At 33.8% G+C, this 16255-nt stretch carries 16 protein-coding genes; 15 read left to right on the forward strand and 1 reads right to left on the reverse strand.

The window, feature by feature from the left end:
* Nucleotides 1-55: 55 nt before the first annotated feature.
* The 12 genes from EDD62_RS02645 to EDD62_RS02700 all read left to right on the forward strand — a co-directional run bounded on the left by EDD62_RS02645 (nucleotide 56) and on the right by EDD62_RS02700 (nucleotide 13226).
* Nucleotides 56-619 carry a glycerol-3-phosphate responsive antiterminator gene (locus tag EDD62_RS02645; protein ID WP_123807425.1) on the forward strand — a complete coding sequence of 188 codons (564 nt, stop codon included), beginning with the start codon at nucleotides 56-58 and terminating at the stop codon, nucleotides 617-619.
* 256 nt (nucleotides 620-875) lie between these two features.
* Nucleotides 876-1694 (forward strand): MIP/aquaporin family protein, encoded by an 819-nt coding sequence (locus EDD62_RS02650; protein WP_123807426.1) that lies wholly within the window; start codon nucleotides 876-878, stop codon nucleotides 1692-1694.
* A 128-nt stretch (nucleotides 1695-1822) separates the two neighbouring features.
* On the forward strand, nucleotides 1823-3328 hold the full coding sequence (gene glpK, locus EDD62_RS02655; RefSeq protein ID WP_123807427.1) for a glycerol kinase GlpK: 1506 nt from the start codon (nucleotides 1823-1825) through the stop codon (nucleotides 3326-3328).
* A 44-nt stretch (nucleotides 3329-3372) separates the two neighbouring features.
* The gene (locus EDD62_RS02660; protein ID WP_123807428.1) at nucleotides 3373-5040 is read left to right on the forward strand and encodes a glycerol-3-phosphate dehydrogenase/oxidase; all 1668 of its coding nucleotides are present in this window, start codon (nucleotides 3373-3375) and stop codon (nucleotides 5038-5040) included.
* Nucleotides 5037-5960, forward strand: a complete 924-nt coding sequence (locus EDD62_RS02665; RefSeq protein ID WP_123807429.1) for an alpha/beta hydrolase — start codon at nucleotides 5037-5039, stop codon at nucleotides 5958-5960. Before EDD62_RS02660 ends, EDD62_RS02665 begins: the two co-directional genes overlap by 4 nt.
* Before the next feature lie 111 nt (nucleotides 5961-6071).
* Nucleotides 6072-7247 (forward strand): tRNA (adenosine(37)-N6)-dimethylallyltransferase MiaA, encoded by a 1176-nt coding sequence (gene miaA / locus EDD62_RS02670; RefSeq protein WP_123807430.1) that lies wholly within the window; start codon nucleotides 6072-6074, stop codon nucleotides 7245-7247.
* Between the two features lies 1 nt (nucleotide 7248).
* Nucleotides 7249-7443 (forward strand): RNA chaperone Hfq, encoded by a 195-nt coding sequence (gene hfq / locus EDD62_RS02675; protein WP_123807431.1) that lies wholly within the window; start codon nucleotides 7249-7251, stop codon nucleotides 7441-7443.
* A gap of 200 nt (nucleotides 7444-7643) precedes the next feature.
* The gene (hflX, locus tag EDD62_RS02680) at nucleotides 7644-8942 is read left to right on the forward strand and encodes a GTPase HflX (RefSeq protein WP_123807432.1); all 1299 of its coding nucleotides are present in this window, start codon (nucleotides 7644-7646) and stop codon (nucleotides 8940-8942) included.
* A gap of 95 nt (nucleotides 8943-9037) precedes the next feature.
* Complete coding sequence (locus EDD62_RS02685; RefSeq protein ID WP_123807433.1) at nucleotides 9038-10273, forward strand: methionine gamma-lyase family protein; 1236 nt, start codon at nucleotides 9038-9040, stop codon at nucleotides 10271-10273.
* Nucleotides 10274-10652: 379 nt separating this feature from the next.
* Nucleotides 10653-11039 (forward strand): MerR family transcriptional regulator, encoded by a 387-nt coding sequence (locus EDD62_RS02690; protein WP_077140341.1) that lies wholly within the window; start codon nucleotides 10653-10655, stop codon nucleotides 11037-11039.
* Between the two features lie 139 nt (nucleotides 11040-11178).
* The gene (glnA, locus tag EDD62_RS02695; protein WP_123807434.1) at nucleotides 11179-12522 is read left to right on the forward strand and encodes a type I glutamate--ammonia ligase; all 1344 of its coding nucleotides are present in this window, start codon (nucleotides 11179-11181) and stop codon (nucleotides 12520-12522) included.
* A gap of 227 nt (nucleotides 12523-12749) precedes the next feature.
* Nucleotides 12750-13226, forward strand: a complete 477-nt coding sequence (locus tag EDD62_RS02700) for a GNAT family N-acetyltransferase (RefSeq protein WP_123807435.1) — start codon at nucleotides 12750-12752, stop codon at nucleotides 13224-13226.
* Here EDD62_RS02700 and EDD62_RS02705 read toward each other — a convergent pair.
* Complete coding sequence (locus EDD62_RS02705; protein WP_123807436.1) at nucleotides 13165-14094, reverse strand: 2-dehydropantoate 2-reductase; 930 nt, start codon at nucleotides 14092-14094, stop codon at nucleotides 13165-13167. The two genes, EDD62_RS02700 and EDD62_RS02705, sit on opposite strands and share 62 nt — an antisense overlap.
* 86 nt (nucleotides 14095-14180) lie before the next feature.
* Between EDD62_RS02705 and panB the strand changes: the two genes are divergently transcribed.
* Genes panB through panD form a run of 3 tightly spaced genes read left to right on the forward strand, consistent with a single transcriptional unit; the run spans nucleotide 14181 to nucleotide 16249 of the window.
* Entirely contained in the window at nucleotides 14181-14993 is an 813-nt protein-coding gene (panB, locus tag EDD62_RS02710; RefSeq protein ID WP_123807437.1) for a 3-methyl-2-oxobutanoate hydroxymethyltransferase, read from the forward strand.
* Nucleotides 14993-15847: a pantoate--beta-alanine ligase gene (gene panC, locus EDD62_RS02715; RefSeq protein WP_123807438.1), complete on the forward strand. Its 855-nt coding sequence runs from the start codon at nucleotides 14993-14995 to the stop codon at nucleotides 15845-15847. Before panB ends, panC begins: the two co-directional genes overlap by 1 nt.
* Before the next feature lie 15 nt (nucleotides 15848-15862).
* The gene (gene panD / locus EDD62_RS02720; RefSeq protein WP_077140335.1) at nucleotides 15863-16249 is read left to right on the forward strand and encodes an aspartate 1-decarboxylase; all 387 of its coding nucleotides are present in this window, start codon (nucleotides 15863-15865) and stop codon (nucleotides 16247-16249) included.
* Nucleotides 16250-16255: the final 6 nt, after the last annotated feature.

The raw sequence follows: 16255 nt of genomic DNA on the forward strand, positions 1-16255 counted from the left end.
TTATATATAATCTATCATCACTCTATGACGATATGATGTGAAAGGGGGATATTCAATGCAAAAGACACATCAGTCATTAATACCAGCAATTCGTGATATGAAAGATATGGAAAAAGTCATGCAACTGAATTATGACACGATTGTGTTACTGGAGTGTCATATCGGTCATTTAGAACATATCATTCACTATATTCGAAGCAAGAAGACTGTCTTTATATGGTTACACATAGATTTAATTAAAGGTATTAGTCATGATGAATATGCTGTTGAATATATTATCCAAAAGTATAAACCAGATGGGATTATTACGACAAAGCCAAAATTGATTCAACGTGCGAAAAAATTAGGTGTAAAGACTATTTTAAGATTATTTATCATTGATTCTCAAGCGTTGAAGAAAGGGATATCACAAATAAATTCGACACAAGCTGATTTTATTGAAATATTACCTGGAACAATTTACAAAACGATTGAACATATATCAAAAGAGACAGAAAAACCAATTATTGCTGGTGGACTGATTCAATCGGTTGAAGAATGTGAGCTTGTTCTATCTCACGGTGCTCAATATATTACGACGAGCCACATTCCAATCTTCAAACATTATGATCAACATTAAAATTATTAATACAAAAATTATTAATACAATTAATAATTATACACTTTTAATCTAATATTAGCTTTTGTATTAAAATCAATTAAAACAAATTGACATTGAATGAGAAAACGTTTACAATTTATATTAAGTTAATAGTGCTTCGAGACAAAGAGCCAGCAAATGTGCTATTTTAAAATGGTAGGCATTGCTGTGCTCTTTTTTAAACCTTTAATTCGTCGCATTATTTGCAATTTTAAAAATGTTTAGGGGGATATTTATGAATGAATATTTAGCAGAGTTAATTGGTACGATGATTTTAATTATTTTTGGTGCAGGTGTTTGTGCGAATGTCAATTTGAAAAAAACACTAGCCCATGGAAGTGATTGGATTGTTATTGCATTTGGTTGGGGATTTGGTGTTGCTTTTGGAGTATATGCAGTAGGACAATTTTCAGGAGCTCATCTAAATCCTGCGGTATCTATCGGATTGGCAACAGCTGGAGATTTTGAGTGGGCAAAGGTACCTGGATATATTATTGCTCAAATAATCGGTGGATTTATTGGTGCCGTTATTGTATGGGTTCAATATGCTACACACTTTAATGCGACAGAAGATCAAGGTGCTCAATTAGGAACTTATAGTACTAGTCCAGCGATACCGAACTACGTGAATAACTTTTTAAGTGAAATTATTGGAACTGCAGTATTATTATTAGGGTTATTATTTATTGGTGCAAATCAATTTACAGATGGATTAAATCCATTAATCGTAGGTTTCCTTATCGTAGCAATTGGTTTATCACTTGGAGGCACAACTGGTTATGCAATTAATCCAGCACGTGATTTTGGACCGAGAATTGCACATATGTTTTTACCAATTAAAGGGAAAGGTTCAAGTCATTTTGAATATGCTATCGTACCATTCCTTGGCCCAATTGTAGGTGCAATGTTAGGTTCAGTAGTTTATATGGCTGCTTTTGAAGGGATTATTAATCATTACTTATGGATTACAATAGTGGTTGTTGTTTTAACATTAGCGCTAGGTGCGTTTTTAAACAAGAAAGTATACAATAATCAGTTTGATAGAATGCTATAAATTATTTGACTTTACAAATAAGCATGATGAATACAATTGAATATTGAGGGTAATGAAGTAATGATACGAATATATATATTAAAAAATAGTAGGTTTAAATTATAATCAACTTATAAGGAGAGTTTAGTATGTCAGATAAATATGTATTATCAATAGACCAAGGAACTACAAGCTCACGTGCGATGATTTTTGATCAAAATGGTGAAGTGGTAGGTGTTAGCCAAAAAGAGTTTGAACAAATTTTCCCAAAAGCTGGTTGGGTTGAACATAATGCGAATGAAATTTGGAGTTCAATATTGTCATGTCTAGCGTCAGTATTAAATGATAATGATATTAAACCGTCACAGATTGCTTCTATCGGGATTACGAATCAACGTGAAACGGCTGTTGTTTGGGACAAAAATACAGGTCGTCCGATTTATAATGCGATTGTATGGCAATCTCGTCAAACACAAGATATTTGTGATGACTTAAAGTCAAAAGATTTAGAAGCGACATTTAGAGATAAAACAGGATTATTGTTAGATCCATATTTCTCTGGAACGAAAGTAAAATGGATTTTAGATCACGTTGAAGGTGCGCGTGAAAAAGCTGAAAATGAAGATTTATTGTTTGGAACGATTGATACATGGATTGTATGGAAATTATCAGGTGGTAAAGCACACATTACAGATTATACGAATGCGAGTCGTACGTTAATGTATAATATCTTTGAATTGAAATGGGATGACGAATTGTTAGAGCATTTAACCGTTCCTAAATCTATGCTTCCAGAAGTGAAAAGTTCAAGTGAAGTATATGTAGAGACTGATCCTGTTCATTTTTTCGGTCAGCAAGTGCCAATCGCCGGGATTGCGGGTGACCAACAAGCTGCTTTATTCGGTCAAGCTTGTTTCAATAAGGGTGAAGCGAAGAACACATATGGTACTGGGTGTTTCATGTTAATGAATACTGGTACTGAAGCCGTTATAAGTGACCATGGTTTATTGACGACGATTGCATATGGCATTAATGGTGAAGTAAAGTACGCACTTGAAGGATCAATCTTCGTTGCTGGATCAGCGATTCAATGGTTGCGTGATTCGATGAGAATGTTTAATGATGCTAGTATTAGTGAAGATTACGCAATGAAAGTGGAAGATAATAACGGAGTATATGTCGTTCCTGCATTTGTCGGATTAGGGACACCGTATTGGGATTCAGAAGCACGTGGTGCTGTATTTGGATTAACAAGAGGTGCAACTAAAGAACATTTCGTAAGGGCAACGTTGGAAAGTTTAGCTTACCAAACTAAAGATGTGATCAATGCGATGGAAGAAGATGCTAAGATTGAATTAAAAACTTTACGCGCAGATGGTGGCGCAGTAAAAAACAATTTCTTGATGCAATTCCAATCTGACATTTTGGATGTGCCTGTTGAACGTACGAAAGTGAATGAAGCAACGGCGTTAGGTGCCGCATATTTAGCGGGACTTGCTGTTGGATATTATGAAGATGTTGAACAAATTAAGCAAAAAACAGAAATAGAAAAAACATTTGAGTCTAATATGGATAACGAACAAAGAGAAAAATTATATAGTGGATGGGTTTCAGCGGTTGAAGCGACACAGAAATTTAAACCGAATAATAAATAATTAGTTTTATGTATAACGATGAACACTATAAGGAGGAAGTTTAAATGAGTTTAACGGCAATTGATAGAACAACCCGTAAAGAAAAGATGGCCAGTACACATTATGATGTAATCATTGTTGGTGGTGGTATTACAGGTGCGGGGATTGCTTTGGATGCTGCTCAAAGAGGGATGAAAGTTGCTTTGATTGAAATGCAAGACTTTGCAGCAGGTACTTCATCAAGATCAACGAAACTTGTCCATGGTGGTTTAAGATACTTAAAGCAATTTCAAATTAAAGTAGTTAGTGAAACAGGTAAAGAAAGAGCAATTGTATATGAAAATGGTCCACATGTGACTACGCCAGAAAGAATGCTTCTTCCAATGCATAAAGGCGGTACTTTCGGGAAGTTCTCGACGATGCTTGGGTTAACTGTTTATGACTTTTTGGCAGGTGTAAAGAAAAGTGAACGTCGTGTCATGTTAAATAAAGAAGAAACTGTAGAGATGGAGCCACTAGTGAAGCAGCAAGGTCTAAAAGGTGGTGGCCATTATGTTGAATATAAGACAGATGATGCTAGACTTACGATTGAAGTGATGAAAAAGGCGAGTGAATTTGGTGCAGATATTTTGAACTATGCAAAATCCACTGAATTTATTTATGACCAAAATAAAAAAATTACAGGCATTAAAGTTCAAGATATGTTAAATAATCAAACATTTCATATGACAGCACACAAAGTAATCAATGCGACTGGACCTTGGGTTGATGAAGTACGTGACGCTGATTACTCAAAAAATAATAAAAATTTAAGATTGACGAAAGGTGTTCATATTGTCTTTGATGAATCAGTCTTCCCATTAAAACAAGCAGTCTATTTTGATACTGAAAAAGATGGACGAATGATTTTTGCAATCCCTAGAAATGGTAAAGCGTATGTAGGAACGACAGATACATTCTTTGAATACGACAAAGCTTCGCCGAAGGTGACTCAAGAAGATAGAGATTATTTAATGAATGCAATTAAATATATGTTCCCTTCAGTTGAAATTACTGATGCAGATATTGAGTCAAGTTGGGCAGGGATTAGACCATTAATCCTTGAAGAAGGTAAAGATCCATCTGAAATCTCTCGTAAAGATGAGATTTGGGAAGGTGATAGTGGTCTACTCACGATTGCTGGTGGTAAATTGACAGGATATCGTCATATGGCTGAAGAGATCGTTGACTTATTAGCAAAAAGGCTAAGAGAAGAACAACAACTTAAATTTAAAAAGTGTAACACTAAGAAAACACCAATTTCTGGTGGTGATATCGGCGGAAGTGATCGTTTAGAACAATTTATCGAAGAGAAGAAAGCTCAAGCTAAAGACTTTAAATTAACGGAAGAAGAGGGCGAATATTTAACTAGGCTATACGGTTCTAACGTGGATGAATTGTTCAGAATTGCTCATTCCGTCAGCAATGAAGATTCATTTGGATTACCAAGTTCGGTCTATGCTCAAGTTGTATATAGCATTCAGCATGAAATGATTAATAAACCAGTAGACTTCTTTATTAGAAGAACGGGTACATTATTCTTTGATATTGAATATGTTGAACGTTATAAACGTAAAGTGATTGATGCGATGAAACATTTACTCAATTGGGATAACGTAAAAACTGAAATCTATACTGAGGAGTTAAATAAAGCTATCCAAGAAGCAAAACATGCAACGAGGGATGTTAAATGAATCAATTTAATAAAACGGAACACTTGGTTGAAACAACGTTTACATCAGACGGACAAAGACTTGAATATCAAAAATACGAAGTGGATAGTGCAGTATGCGCTATCCATTTCTTACATGGAATGAGTGAACATATCGGGCGTTATCATGAAATGTGTGAATGGTTCAATGCCCATCGAATAAATGTTTATCTTCACCATCACCGAGGGTCTGGATACAATTTTGAGCATAGAACACAAGGGCATTTTAATCATATCGATGAATTAATCGATGATTGTATTACGATGTATGATGAAATTATTCCGAATGACTTGCCAACTGTATTGATGGGTCATTCTATGGGAAGTATTATTGCGAGGAACGTCGCGATACAACATCCTAACTTATATAACGGCTATATTTTTGTCGGAACGTCGCACGTCGATGGGTTATCACACAGTTTAAATCAATCGATCCTAAAAGGTGTACAGTATTTTTCAAATAAACAATTTCACCCAATGATCAATCGATTAAACTTCTTAACTTATAATATACCGTACTTTCATGAATTTGATCGTCATAGTTGGTTGAACTCTAGTCGTAATATGACGAAGCCATTAAACGATGACCCTCATTTTGGATATAACATGTCAACTAAATCTTTAGATGTTATTGAAAGTGCCATGTATGAAGCAAGTCAATTAGAAAATATTAATCAAATGGATAAACGAAAACCTGTATTGTTCATTGCAGGAAAAGGTGATACATTTGCACATCGTGGACAATCCATTAGATTATTAGCTGAACGAATGAAACAAGCTGGATTAGAAGAAGTATTTGTTCAATTGTATTCTAAGAGTCGACATGAAGTATTATTTGAGCAGAATAAAGTACAAGTTTATGATAATATTAGGCAGTGGATTAATGATAAGTTGATTAAATGAAAAAGAAACAAGTTAAGTATAAAGAATAACTAATTAAAGTATATATTCTAAAAGTATAAAAATTTATTTTAAAGTAATAAATATGTTCAATATATTTGAAAGAGTGGTTAAATGAGCAATTTAAACTTTAATCGTGTTTATAATAATACAAATAATACAAAAGATCAGTTAAAAAGTGAAAATGATGTGCACCATGATCAACATAAGGAGACACATGAACAATCTGATTCAATACCAATCATTTGTATCATAGGTCCAACAGCTGTCGGTAAAACGGAGCTAAGTATTCGTCTTGCAAAAACGTTGAACGGTGAAATTATCAATGCTGATGCATATCAAATTTATAAATATATGGACATCGGGACGGCAAAACCGACCGTAGCAGAACGCGAGGGTATTGCTCATTATTTAATTGATGAATATATGCCGGATGAAACTTATAATGTCGCGATTTTTCAACAGAAAGCTGAACATTATATTGATTTAATTCATTCAAAGGGGAAGGTTCCTATCATCGTTGGTGGGACAGGTTTGTACATGAAGAGTTTGTTATACACTTTCCCTTTAAAGCAAGATGAAGATGAAGTGCTTAAAGAACAAATTAGACAACAACTCGCTGCTCTTTCTAATGCTGAATTATTTGAACAATTAAAGTCAATCGATTTTGAAGCAGCTCAAACGATACACCCAAATAACAGGAAGCGTGTGATACGTGCGATAGAATACATGACAATTCACGGTGAATCCATTACGAATGCAACGAAACAAACAGTTTTAAATGATCGTTATAAACCGCTTCTTATTGGTCTAAATACCGACCGAGATGTATTGTATGATAGAATTAATCGACGAATCGATATAATGATTAATGATGGATTATTCAGTGAGGTATATAGTTTATATGATCAATATAAAAATTCAACGAGCTTTCAAGCGATTGGATATAAAGAATGGACACCTTTCATTAAGTGTATTGAAGAAGATGGCATAATAGAACAATCAATTTCAGGTTTATCGAGTAAATTGTATAAATCCAATTTATCAAGTCAATCAAATCACTATATAAATAAAATCGTAACAGATAATTTCATGCTTAATAATGTTCTGATTGAATTAAAGCAATCCATAATTAATCAAATTAAACAAAACACACGGAAATTTGCTAAAAGGCAATTAACGTATTTTCATAACCAATTCTCTGTCATGTGGTTGGACCCATTTGATGAAATCTTGTATAATAAACTTATACAAGAAAGTATAGAAAAGTTCAAAAAAGGAGAATACTAAAATGGCTAATGTTGATTTGCAAGATAAATTTTTAAATGACTTCAAAACATCAAAAACTTTAGTTACTGTATTTTTATTAAATGGCTATCAAATGAAGGGTGAAATTATCGATTTTGATAAGTATGTGATCTTGCTAAAAGCAGACAATCAGGAACATTTGATTTATAAGCATGCAATTTCAACATTTGTGAAGTAAAATTGTTAAGTGAAAAATTTTATTTGTGTTGAGTAATATTATCAATTTTAATGTTTAGAACTATTTATTATGAACTTTAAATTTATTAATTAAATAACCTTATTGATGTGACAATGCTTCTTGTTGAGGCATTGTTTTCTTTATTTGTTTAATAAATAATATAATAGACTATATCATAACTAAAAAAAGGATTTGATACATTGGAACATAATCCAAACAAAAGCAGAGATACAAAGCAACATGCGATTATTCTTCAAAGAATAGATCCTGAAAATAAAAAGAAAAATTCTAAAAAGACATCTGTCAGCGATGAAGCATTAATTGAAGAAGCAACGAGTCTGTTAAATAGTGCCAACATAGAAGTTGTGAAAACATTCACTCAAGAGCGCCTTCGTGGTCCTAAATATATGGGTGTTGGTAAACTAGAAGAAGTGAAAGCGTTCATTGATCAATATAATCTTGATGATTCAAATGATACTGCAATTGATATCGTATTAGTGAATGATTCTATCAGTGCTAGTGAGTTAAATTACATTGATCAATTGATTGATATTAAAATTATTGACCGTACACAATTAATTTTAGATATCTTTGCGAGTCGAGCGGAGTCAAATGAAGGTAAGATACAAGTAGAACTAGCACAATTAAGTTATCTCCTCCCTAGACTTTCAGGTCATGGAAAAAGTCTGTCTAGGCAAGCAGGGGGGATTGGTGCAAGAGGACCTGGTGAAACTAAGTTAGAGCAAGATCAACGTCACATTCGTTCAAGAATGAATGAATTAAAACGCAAGTTAAGTCGATTAGAAACAATGCGTATGAGAAGGCGTGAAAAAGATAACCGACAAAGTGCGCCTAAAGTTGCTTTAGTCGGCTATACGAATGCCGGGAAGTCATCATGGTTCAACGTGTTAACGCAAGCAATGACTTACGAAGATGATTTGCTTTTTGCGACATTAGATACACTGAAACGTGATGTTCAACTCAATGAACATGGTTTTTCAATGAAATTAATTGATACGGTTGGATTTATACGTGAATTACCGACTGAGTTAGTAGAGGCATTTAAATCAACTTTAGAAGAAGCGATGGACTCTGATATCTTATTAATTGTGATTGATAGTAGTGATGATGCATATATGGAACATTATGATACTGTTACAGAAATCATTGGGAAGATTATGCCAGATGATGAGATTGAACGTATCGTCATCATGAATAAGAGTGATGTGATTGAACGTGATATCTCTTCATTCCAAGCCCCTACAATTTCTGTCAGCAGTCAATTAGATGATGGTAAAGTTGTTAAAGATAAAATTTTAGACGTTTTAAGAGGGCTGTATGAATCATATACGGTGATCATTCCAATACATGATAGTAATACATTGTATACATTAAAACAGCAAACAATTATTGAATCAATTGATATAGATGAAGTGAAAGAACGATACGTCATTAATGGTTATATAAGTAATAAATCATTATTAAATCAATGGACTTGAACTGTACGATAGAATGATATAAACCTATATAGAGATTATCGTGTTAAATAGACAGAGATCAAAAGAAATAGAAAGATATAGAAATGGTGATTACAATGAATGAGCGAGTATACAAACAACTTAAACAAGCAAATGATATGCTTAATAATCAATATGAAGCAATCGACAGAGTTGCATTAAAGAATAAAGAAAAAGTACTTGATGCATTTAATGCACATCAATTGAGTGAATCAGATCTTAATGGGACCTCAGGTTATGGCTACGATGATATCGGTCGTGACAAATTGGAGTCAATTTATGCAGAAATATTTAATGCTGAAGATGCATTTGTACGATACAGTCTTGTATCAGGTACTCACGCGATATATACCGCGTTAAATGGCCTATTAAATTATGGTGATGAGCTGATGTATATTACAGGAGATCCGTATGATACATTGCATGAAGTGATTGGAATTAGTGGACATTCTGAAGTTTCATTTATTCAGCGTGGTATGAACTATCAATCTATCGATTTATTGAACGATAAAATAGATGTTGAGAAGGTGATTCATTCAATCAATTCATCGACGAAGGTGATTGCGATTCAACGGTCTAGAGGATATAGCAGTAGACCTTCAATTACAATAAAAGAGATTGAAGCGTGTATTCAAAGAATTAAATCACAATATCCTGATGTAATCATTTTTGTTGATAATTGTTATGGAGAGTTCGTTGAAGAACAGGAACCTACAGATGTAGGTGCAGACATTGTGGCAGGTTCATTGATCAAGAATCTAGGTGCAGGTATTGCGGAGATGGGTGGATATATTGTTGGTCGAGAATCTTTGATTCAAAGAATTTCAGAAACATTTATTTCACCAGGTATTGGAAAAGAAGTTGGTGCAAGTTTAAATCAATTGAAAGATATGTATTTAGGCTTATTTCTAGCGCCTTCAGTTGTTAAAAATAGTCTAAAAGGAGCGATATTAATTGCATATATTATGGAGCAATATGGATATGTGAGTTATCCTAAACCTAATGCAGAGAGAACTGATATCGTTCAAGCAATTGAATTCAATGATAAAGAACGTTTAATTGAATTTTGCCAATATGTCCAAAGATATTCACCTGTCAATTCCCATGTCACACCGGTACCATCTGAACTACCGGGATACTCAAGTGAAGTGATTATGGCTGCCGGAACATTCACCCAAGGATCTAGTATTGAACTGAGTGCAGATGCACCGATTAAATCACCTTATATCGCTTATATTCAAGGTGGATTGACGTTTGAGCATGTTGAATTATTTGTCATGAGATTAATTGAACGGTATAACAAAATAAGATAATGAGTAAAAATTCATTATATCAATCTAATATATTTGGTATAACCTGACTAAATCAGTTTAAAATTAACAATTATGCTTCAATAAAGATCGATACTTATAAGATTAACAGTTTAAAAAATAAATCTAAGAAAGCATTATGTAACCTCTAAACATAATTAAAACAAATCTATGTCAACTTTCCTGACATGGATTTGTTTTTATATATATTTCGTTTTAAAATGAATGTAGATTAAGTTGTTTGAATCATTTAAATAATTTTAATCAAAAAAATAATAATGAATTGATTTAACGATTTATAAATATATTTTAACAATTTATTTATTTAACGTTAACGATTCAATGTTATTTTATTTAATATTGTTGTGAGAGGACTTCTTTGATGATAGATAAAGATATGCCCGTTTTGACGATGAAAATTGTAAATCAATTAACGCATTTATCAGCCAGACAGATTAGATACTACGAAGCAAATGAATTGATTAGTCCGTCTAGATCAGAAGGTGGACAGCGATTGTATTCAATTCATGATGTTGAGCTCATTGGTCAAGTGAAGCTACTCATTGAAAAAGGGTTCAATATGAAGAAGATTAAAGAAGAACTTGATCGTCTTAATCGATCGGCACAAAAGAGTGCTGATGAAACGTCTCCACAATATATTGAAGAAGATTTTAGTACGAATTATATTAAAAAGGTTTTATCTGGTGAAAGTAGGGAAATACCTTTAACGAGAGGGGATTTATCTCGTTTCTATAAGCAAAAGAAATAATTTCAAAAGCTACATAACTCTTTATATCGTTTAATGCTTTACTTTCATCTTATATTTTACACTCAACCTGTTACTTTGTTTTCGTGATGCTAGTGATTGTTAAACGATTAATTTGATTATTAACTGGAGGAGAGACAGTATGTCTAACAAAAGAAATTATACTAAAGAAGATATTAAACGCTTCGCTGAAGAAGAAAACGTTCGTTATTTAAGATTACAATTTACTGATATTTTAGGGACGATCAAAAATGTTGAAATTCCAATTAGCCAATTGGATAAAGCATTAGATAATGAAATGATGTTTGATGGATCATCAATTGAAGGGTTCGTACGTATTGAAGAATCAGATATGAAACTATATCCGGATTTAAATACATGGGTAATCTTTCCATGGACAACGGGTAAAGGTAAAGTTGCGCGTTTAATTTGTGATATTTATAAACCAGATGGTACGCCATTTGAAGGTGATCCTCGTTCTAACTTAAAACGTGTATTAAATCGTATGAAAGATATGGGGTATACTGATTTCAACCTTGGGCCTGAGCCTGAATTCTTCTTATTCAAATTAGATGAAAAAGGTAAACCAACATTAGAGTTAAATGATGATGGTGGTTACTTCGATTTAGCACCGACAGATTTAGGTGAAAACTGTCGTCGTGATATTGTATTAGAACTTGAAGACATGGGATTTGAAGTTGAAGCAAGTCACCACGAAGTGGCAAGTGGTCAACATGAAATTGACTTCAAATATGCGGATGCAATCACTGCGTGTGATAACATTCAAACATTTAAATTAGTTGTTAAAACAATCGCGCGTAAGCACAATTTACACGCAACGTTTATGCCAAAGCCGTTAGAAGGTATTAGTGGGAATGGAATGCACTTTAACGTGTCATTATTTAAAGACGGCGAGAACGCATTCTTTAATCCAGATGGTGAGTTAGAATTAAGCGATGATGCTTATCATTTTATCGCAGGAATTCAAGAGCATGCGAGAGGATTCACGTCTATCTGTAATCCATTAGTAAATTCATATAAACGTTTAGTACCAGGATATGAAGCACCTTGTTATATTGCATGGAGTGCACAAAATAGGTCACCATTAATTCGCATTCCCTCTTCAAGAGGATTATCGACGCGTGTCGAAGTGCGTTCAGTAGACCCAGCAGCAAATCCTTATATGGCGCTAGCAACAATTTTAGAAGCAGGGCTTGATGGTATTCGCAATAAGAAAGAAGCAACAAAACCTGTTGATGAAAATATTTATGACATGAACCGTGAACAACGTGAAGCGGAAGGTGTAGAGGATTTACCATCTACTTTATATACAGCGCTAAAAGCGTTACGTGAAGATAAGGTGATCCAAGATGCTTTAGGACCTCATATTTATAAGCAATTTTTAGGGTCTAAAAATATCGAGTGGGATATGTATAGAACTAGCGTTTCTGAATGGGAAAGAGAACAGTATTTAAGTCAATATTAATTTTGATTAAAAAATTTGAATCTTTTTGATCACTTCATACGAATTAAATAGTTTAAATAACACCTCATATTGTACTTTCAATATGAGGTGTTTTATGATGGTTACGTATTAACAGTTTATATTATGTTATTTTAAAACCTATATAAAAGGAACTAAATGTCTATAAAGTTAAATATAAAATAATTAAATTTTTGTATTTGATTCAAAAATCAACGAGAGGTGATGTAATGAAAGTTCAATGGTTAGATCATGATAAAGACAGTCGTGAATTATTCAAGGAATATTCGCTATCATTTAAACAAATGGTATTTAGTGGTCATCCTTATTATATGGTCAATAATCCGTTGTTTCATGATGCAACACCTGTTGTATTATATGATCAACAACAGGTGATTGGCTTTTTTATGTTTGTAGAGGCGAGTGATTATACCGAGTCATTATCCAATGCGGATGAGGCGATATATATTAGGGGATTGTCGATTGATTCAAAGCATCAAGGGCAAGGATATTTCAAGCATGTTTTAAATGCGATAGAACAAGTAGCCCGTAATAAAGGTAAAAAATATATTGTTATGACGACGAATAAATTAAATAAAACGGCTTATCAAACATTTTTGCATAAAGGGTTTGAAAAGTACGAGCCTATTGGATATTACGGCTATCGCCAACTGCTACATTTTTTGAAGAAACGAGTTGTTGATTGATTGAATCTTTCGCTTTGATGAGTGAGTATGCAGACTGAATATATGGTGTATCAATCTTTTTTGACTTTGCGTAACGTAATAAATAACCTTGGATGAATTCGACTTCTGTTTGTTTTTCGTTCAACAAATCATAATACATTGAAGTGCCCATTTCTTTAGAATATGATTGATACAACTGAATGAGCTCATGACGAAAATTATCTGTTTTTAATTCGTCAATTGGACAGACTGATTGTCCTTCACGAATGATCTCTGTTAACCATTCTACTGCATATTGTGAATGGACGATATGACACGTGCTCATCGTGATTGCCGTGATAGAATTGATCCCAAGGTTAACAAGAATTTTTTTCCAATGGTGACGTGTAAATCTTTCACTTAATACAATCGTTAAATCATCAGAATTCAATAGGTCATATATTATTTGGCTGTGCTCAGTATTCGGTAATATTAACATTTGATCTTGGAAATGAATGACTGATTTATCGTCTAATTGTTCTCCAGATATGTAAACTACTGATGGAACACTTTGATTATATTGCTCAGTTTGACCCATCCCATTTTGTGCGAATAGTATCGGTGTATCTTGATTTAAGTATGGTGTAATCTTTTTTAAAATTGTATGATTTGAAGTTGCTTTCGTAGCAATAATGACAAGATCTACTTGATTAAAAATTGTCTCAATCTGTTTATCTTGTAATGTATAGCTATCAATTGAATACGTTTCATTTAAACTGTTCTCATATTTAATCGATAAGCTTTGTCGAGGTGTCGTCGCGAAATAGTAACCCGTATGTTGACTTCGTTCGATGGATCGAGCAATGATACTTCCTATTGCCCCAAGTCCTATTAATGCAATATTTGCCAAGAATCATCATCCTTTATATTGATGTTTTATATTGAATGATAATATTATACAATAACTTATATAGACAAAAAAGAGAGGGGTTCACTATGAACTTAAAACAACTATTAGAACAGTATGAAAATCATATTCCAATAACAATGGTTACAGCATATGATTATCCAAGTGCTAAGACGGTTGAAGAAAGTGGAATTGACATGATTTTAGTCGGTGATTCTGTGGCAACAACTGTGCTTGGGCTTGATTCAACGATTCAAGTCTCAATGGATGATATGATTCATCATACAAAAGCAGTGAAAAGAGGCGCAAAAGATACGTTTACAGTCGTTGATATGCCTTTTTCAACGGTCGGTGTCTCTGTCGATGATACAGTAAGAAACGGGATGGAATTATATAAACAATCCAATGCACAAGCATTGAAAATTGAAGGAGCCCATCCAATCACTTTAGAGGCTATTGAACGATTGACTGATTTTGGTGTTCCGATTGTTGGTCATATTGGACTCACACCTCAATCATTCGGTATTACAGGATATGCGGTACAAGCAAAGACTGAAGAAGCTGCGTTGAATTTAATTCAAGAGGCTAAAGCGTTACAAGAGAGTGGTATTGTAATGCTCGTTTTAGAAGCCATTCCAAGCGATTTAGCGAAGCGTGTAACTGGTGAGTTAAATGTACCAACAATCGGTATCGGCGCAGGATCACATACCGATGGTCAAGTGCTTGTGTATCATGATATATTACAATATGGCATTCATCGTTATCCGAAGTTTGTGAAACCATACTTAAACTTAAATGAATCAATTCAAACAGCATTATCTCAGTTTAGATCAGAAGTGAAGGATCGTACATTTCCAAATGAGGATACGACGTATAAAGTTAAAGTTTGGGAGGAAAAATGATGGCGAAAGTGATTCATTCGATTGAGGTCTTAAGAGAATCATTAAATACACACCGATTAAATCAACAGCGCATCGGGTTTGTACCAACGATGGGTGCATTACACGAAGGACATAAACAATTGATCAAAACGGCACGTGAACAGTCAGATATCGTTGTCGTCTCAATTTATGTTAATCCAACGCAATTTGGACCGAACGAAGACTTCGAAGATTATCCAAGGCAACTTGATCAAGATGCGGCATTAATCGATGGGATTGCTGATTATATCTTCGCACCAACGGATGACGTCATGTATCCACTTGAAGAATCAACATCGATTCAACTGAATGTAGGTCATCAAAATACAGTGATGGACGGTCCTGTTAGACCAGGCCACTTTAATGGTGTTGTGACAGTCGTTAATAAATTATTCAATATCGTTCAACCAGATGTAGCATGCTTTGGTAAAAAAGATGCACAACAATTGGCGATTATACAAACGATGGCCAATGACTTTCATATGAACATAGAAATCATTGGTGTTGATATTGTTCGCAATGCACAAGGGTTAGCAGAAAGCTCACGTAATGTGTATTTATCTGAAGACGAATTAAAAAATGCACCAATTTTATATAACACATTAACCGGTGCAAAGCAGCTCATCAAAGAAGGCACTACAGATGTAAATCGAGTGAAAGAATATATAGAAAAACGTATTCAGTGTGAAAGTTTAGGTCAATTAGATGCACTAGATATATTGACATATCCAACATTAAAACATATAGATACGATTGAATCGACGGATGAATCCATTGTCATTGCAATCGCAGTAAAGTATGATAAAGCTAGATTAATAGATAATATTATTATGTAAACCAAGAGGTGTATTATGTTCAGAACGGTAATGAATAGTAAAATCCATAGAGCACGGGTGACTGAATCGAATTTAGATTATATCGGGAGTATTACAATTGATCAAGATATACTTGATGAAGTTGGACTCGTTCCAAATGAAAAAGTACAAATAGTCAATAATAATAACGGAGCGAGAATTGAGACATATGTCATACCAGGTGAACGCGGACAACGTGACATCTGTTTGAATGGAGCCGCTGCACGCTGTGTCCAAAAAGGAGATATCATCATAATTATTAGTTATGCAATGATTGATTCAAATGAACTTAGCGAACATGCACCGATGATTGCATTTATGGATGAAGAAAACCGAATTATCGAAGTAAAGCGTGGCGAACAAAGTAGAACTGAGTATAAATAAAGTGTA

This window comes from Abyssicoccus albus (genome assembly GCF_003815035.1).
GTDB lineage: Bacteria > Bacillota > Bacilli > Staphylococcales > Abyssicoccaceae > Abyssicoccus > Abyssicoccus albus.

What these genes read in the sequence shown, in the direction of transcription:
- panB (WP_123807437.1), top strand. Translation starts at nt 14,181, where the DNA reads ATGAACTTAAAACAACTATTAGAACAGTATGAAAATCATATTCCAATA.
- panD (WP_077140335.1), top strand. Translation starts at nt 15,863, where the DNA reads ATGTTCAGAACGGTAATGAATAGTAAAATCCATAGAGCACGGGTGACT.
- miaA (WP_123807430.1), top strand. Translation starts at nt 6,072, where the DNA reads ATGAGCAATTTAAACTTTAATCGTGTTTATAATAATACAAATAATACA.
- EDD62_RS02690 (WP_077140341.1), top strand. Translation starts at nt 10,653, where the DNA reads ATGATAGATAAAGATATGCCCGTTTTGACGATGAAAATTGTAAATCAA.
- EDD62_RS02685 (WP_123807433.1), top strand. Translation starts at nt 9,038, where the DNA reads ATGAATGAGCGAGTATACAAACAACTTAAACAAGCAAATGATATGCTT.
- EDD62_RS02660 (WP_123807428.1), top strand. Translation starts at nt 3,373, where the DNA reads ATGAGTTTAACGGCAATTGATAGAACAACCCGTAAAGAAAAGATGGCC.
- EDD62_RS02700 (WP_123807435.1), top strand. Translation starts at nt 12,750, where the DNA reads ATGAAAGTTCAATGGTTAGATCATGATAAAGACAGTCGTGAATTATTC.
- EDD62_RS02650 (WP_123807426.1), top strand. Translation starts at nt 876, where the DNA reads ATGAATGAATATTTAGCAGAGTTAATTGGTACGATGATTTTAATTATT.
- EDD62_RS02645 (WP_123807425.1), top strand. Translation starts at nt 56, where the DNA reads ATGCAAAAGACACATCAGTCATTAATACCAGCAATTCGTGATATGAAA.
- panC (WP_123807438.1), top strand. Translation starts at nt 14,993, where the DNA reads ATGGCGAAAGTGATTCATTCGATTGAGGTCTTAAGAGAATCATTAAAT.
- hfq (WP_123807431.1), top strand. Translation starts at nt 7,249, where the DNA reads ATGGCTAATGTTGATTTGCAAGATAAATTTTTAAATGACTTCAAAACA.
- EDD62_RS02665 (WP_123807429.1), top strand. Translation starts at nt 5,037, where the DNA reads ATGAATCAATTTAATAAAACGGAACACTTGGTTGAAACAACGTTTACA.
- glnA (WP_123807434.1), top strand. Translation starts at nt 11,179, where the DNA reads ATGTCTAACAAAAGAAATTATACTAAAGAAGATATTAAACGCTTCGCT.
- glpK (WP_123807427.1), top strand. Translation starts at nt 1,823, where the DNA reads ATGTCAGATAAATATGTATTATCAATAGACCAAGGAACTACAAGCTCA.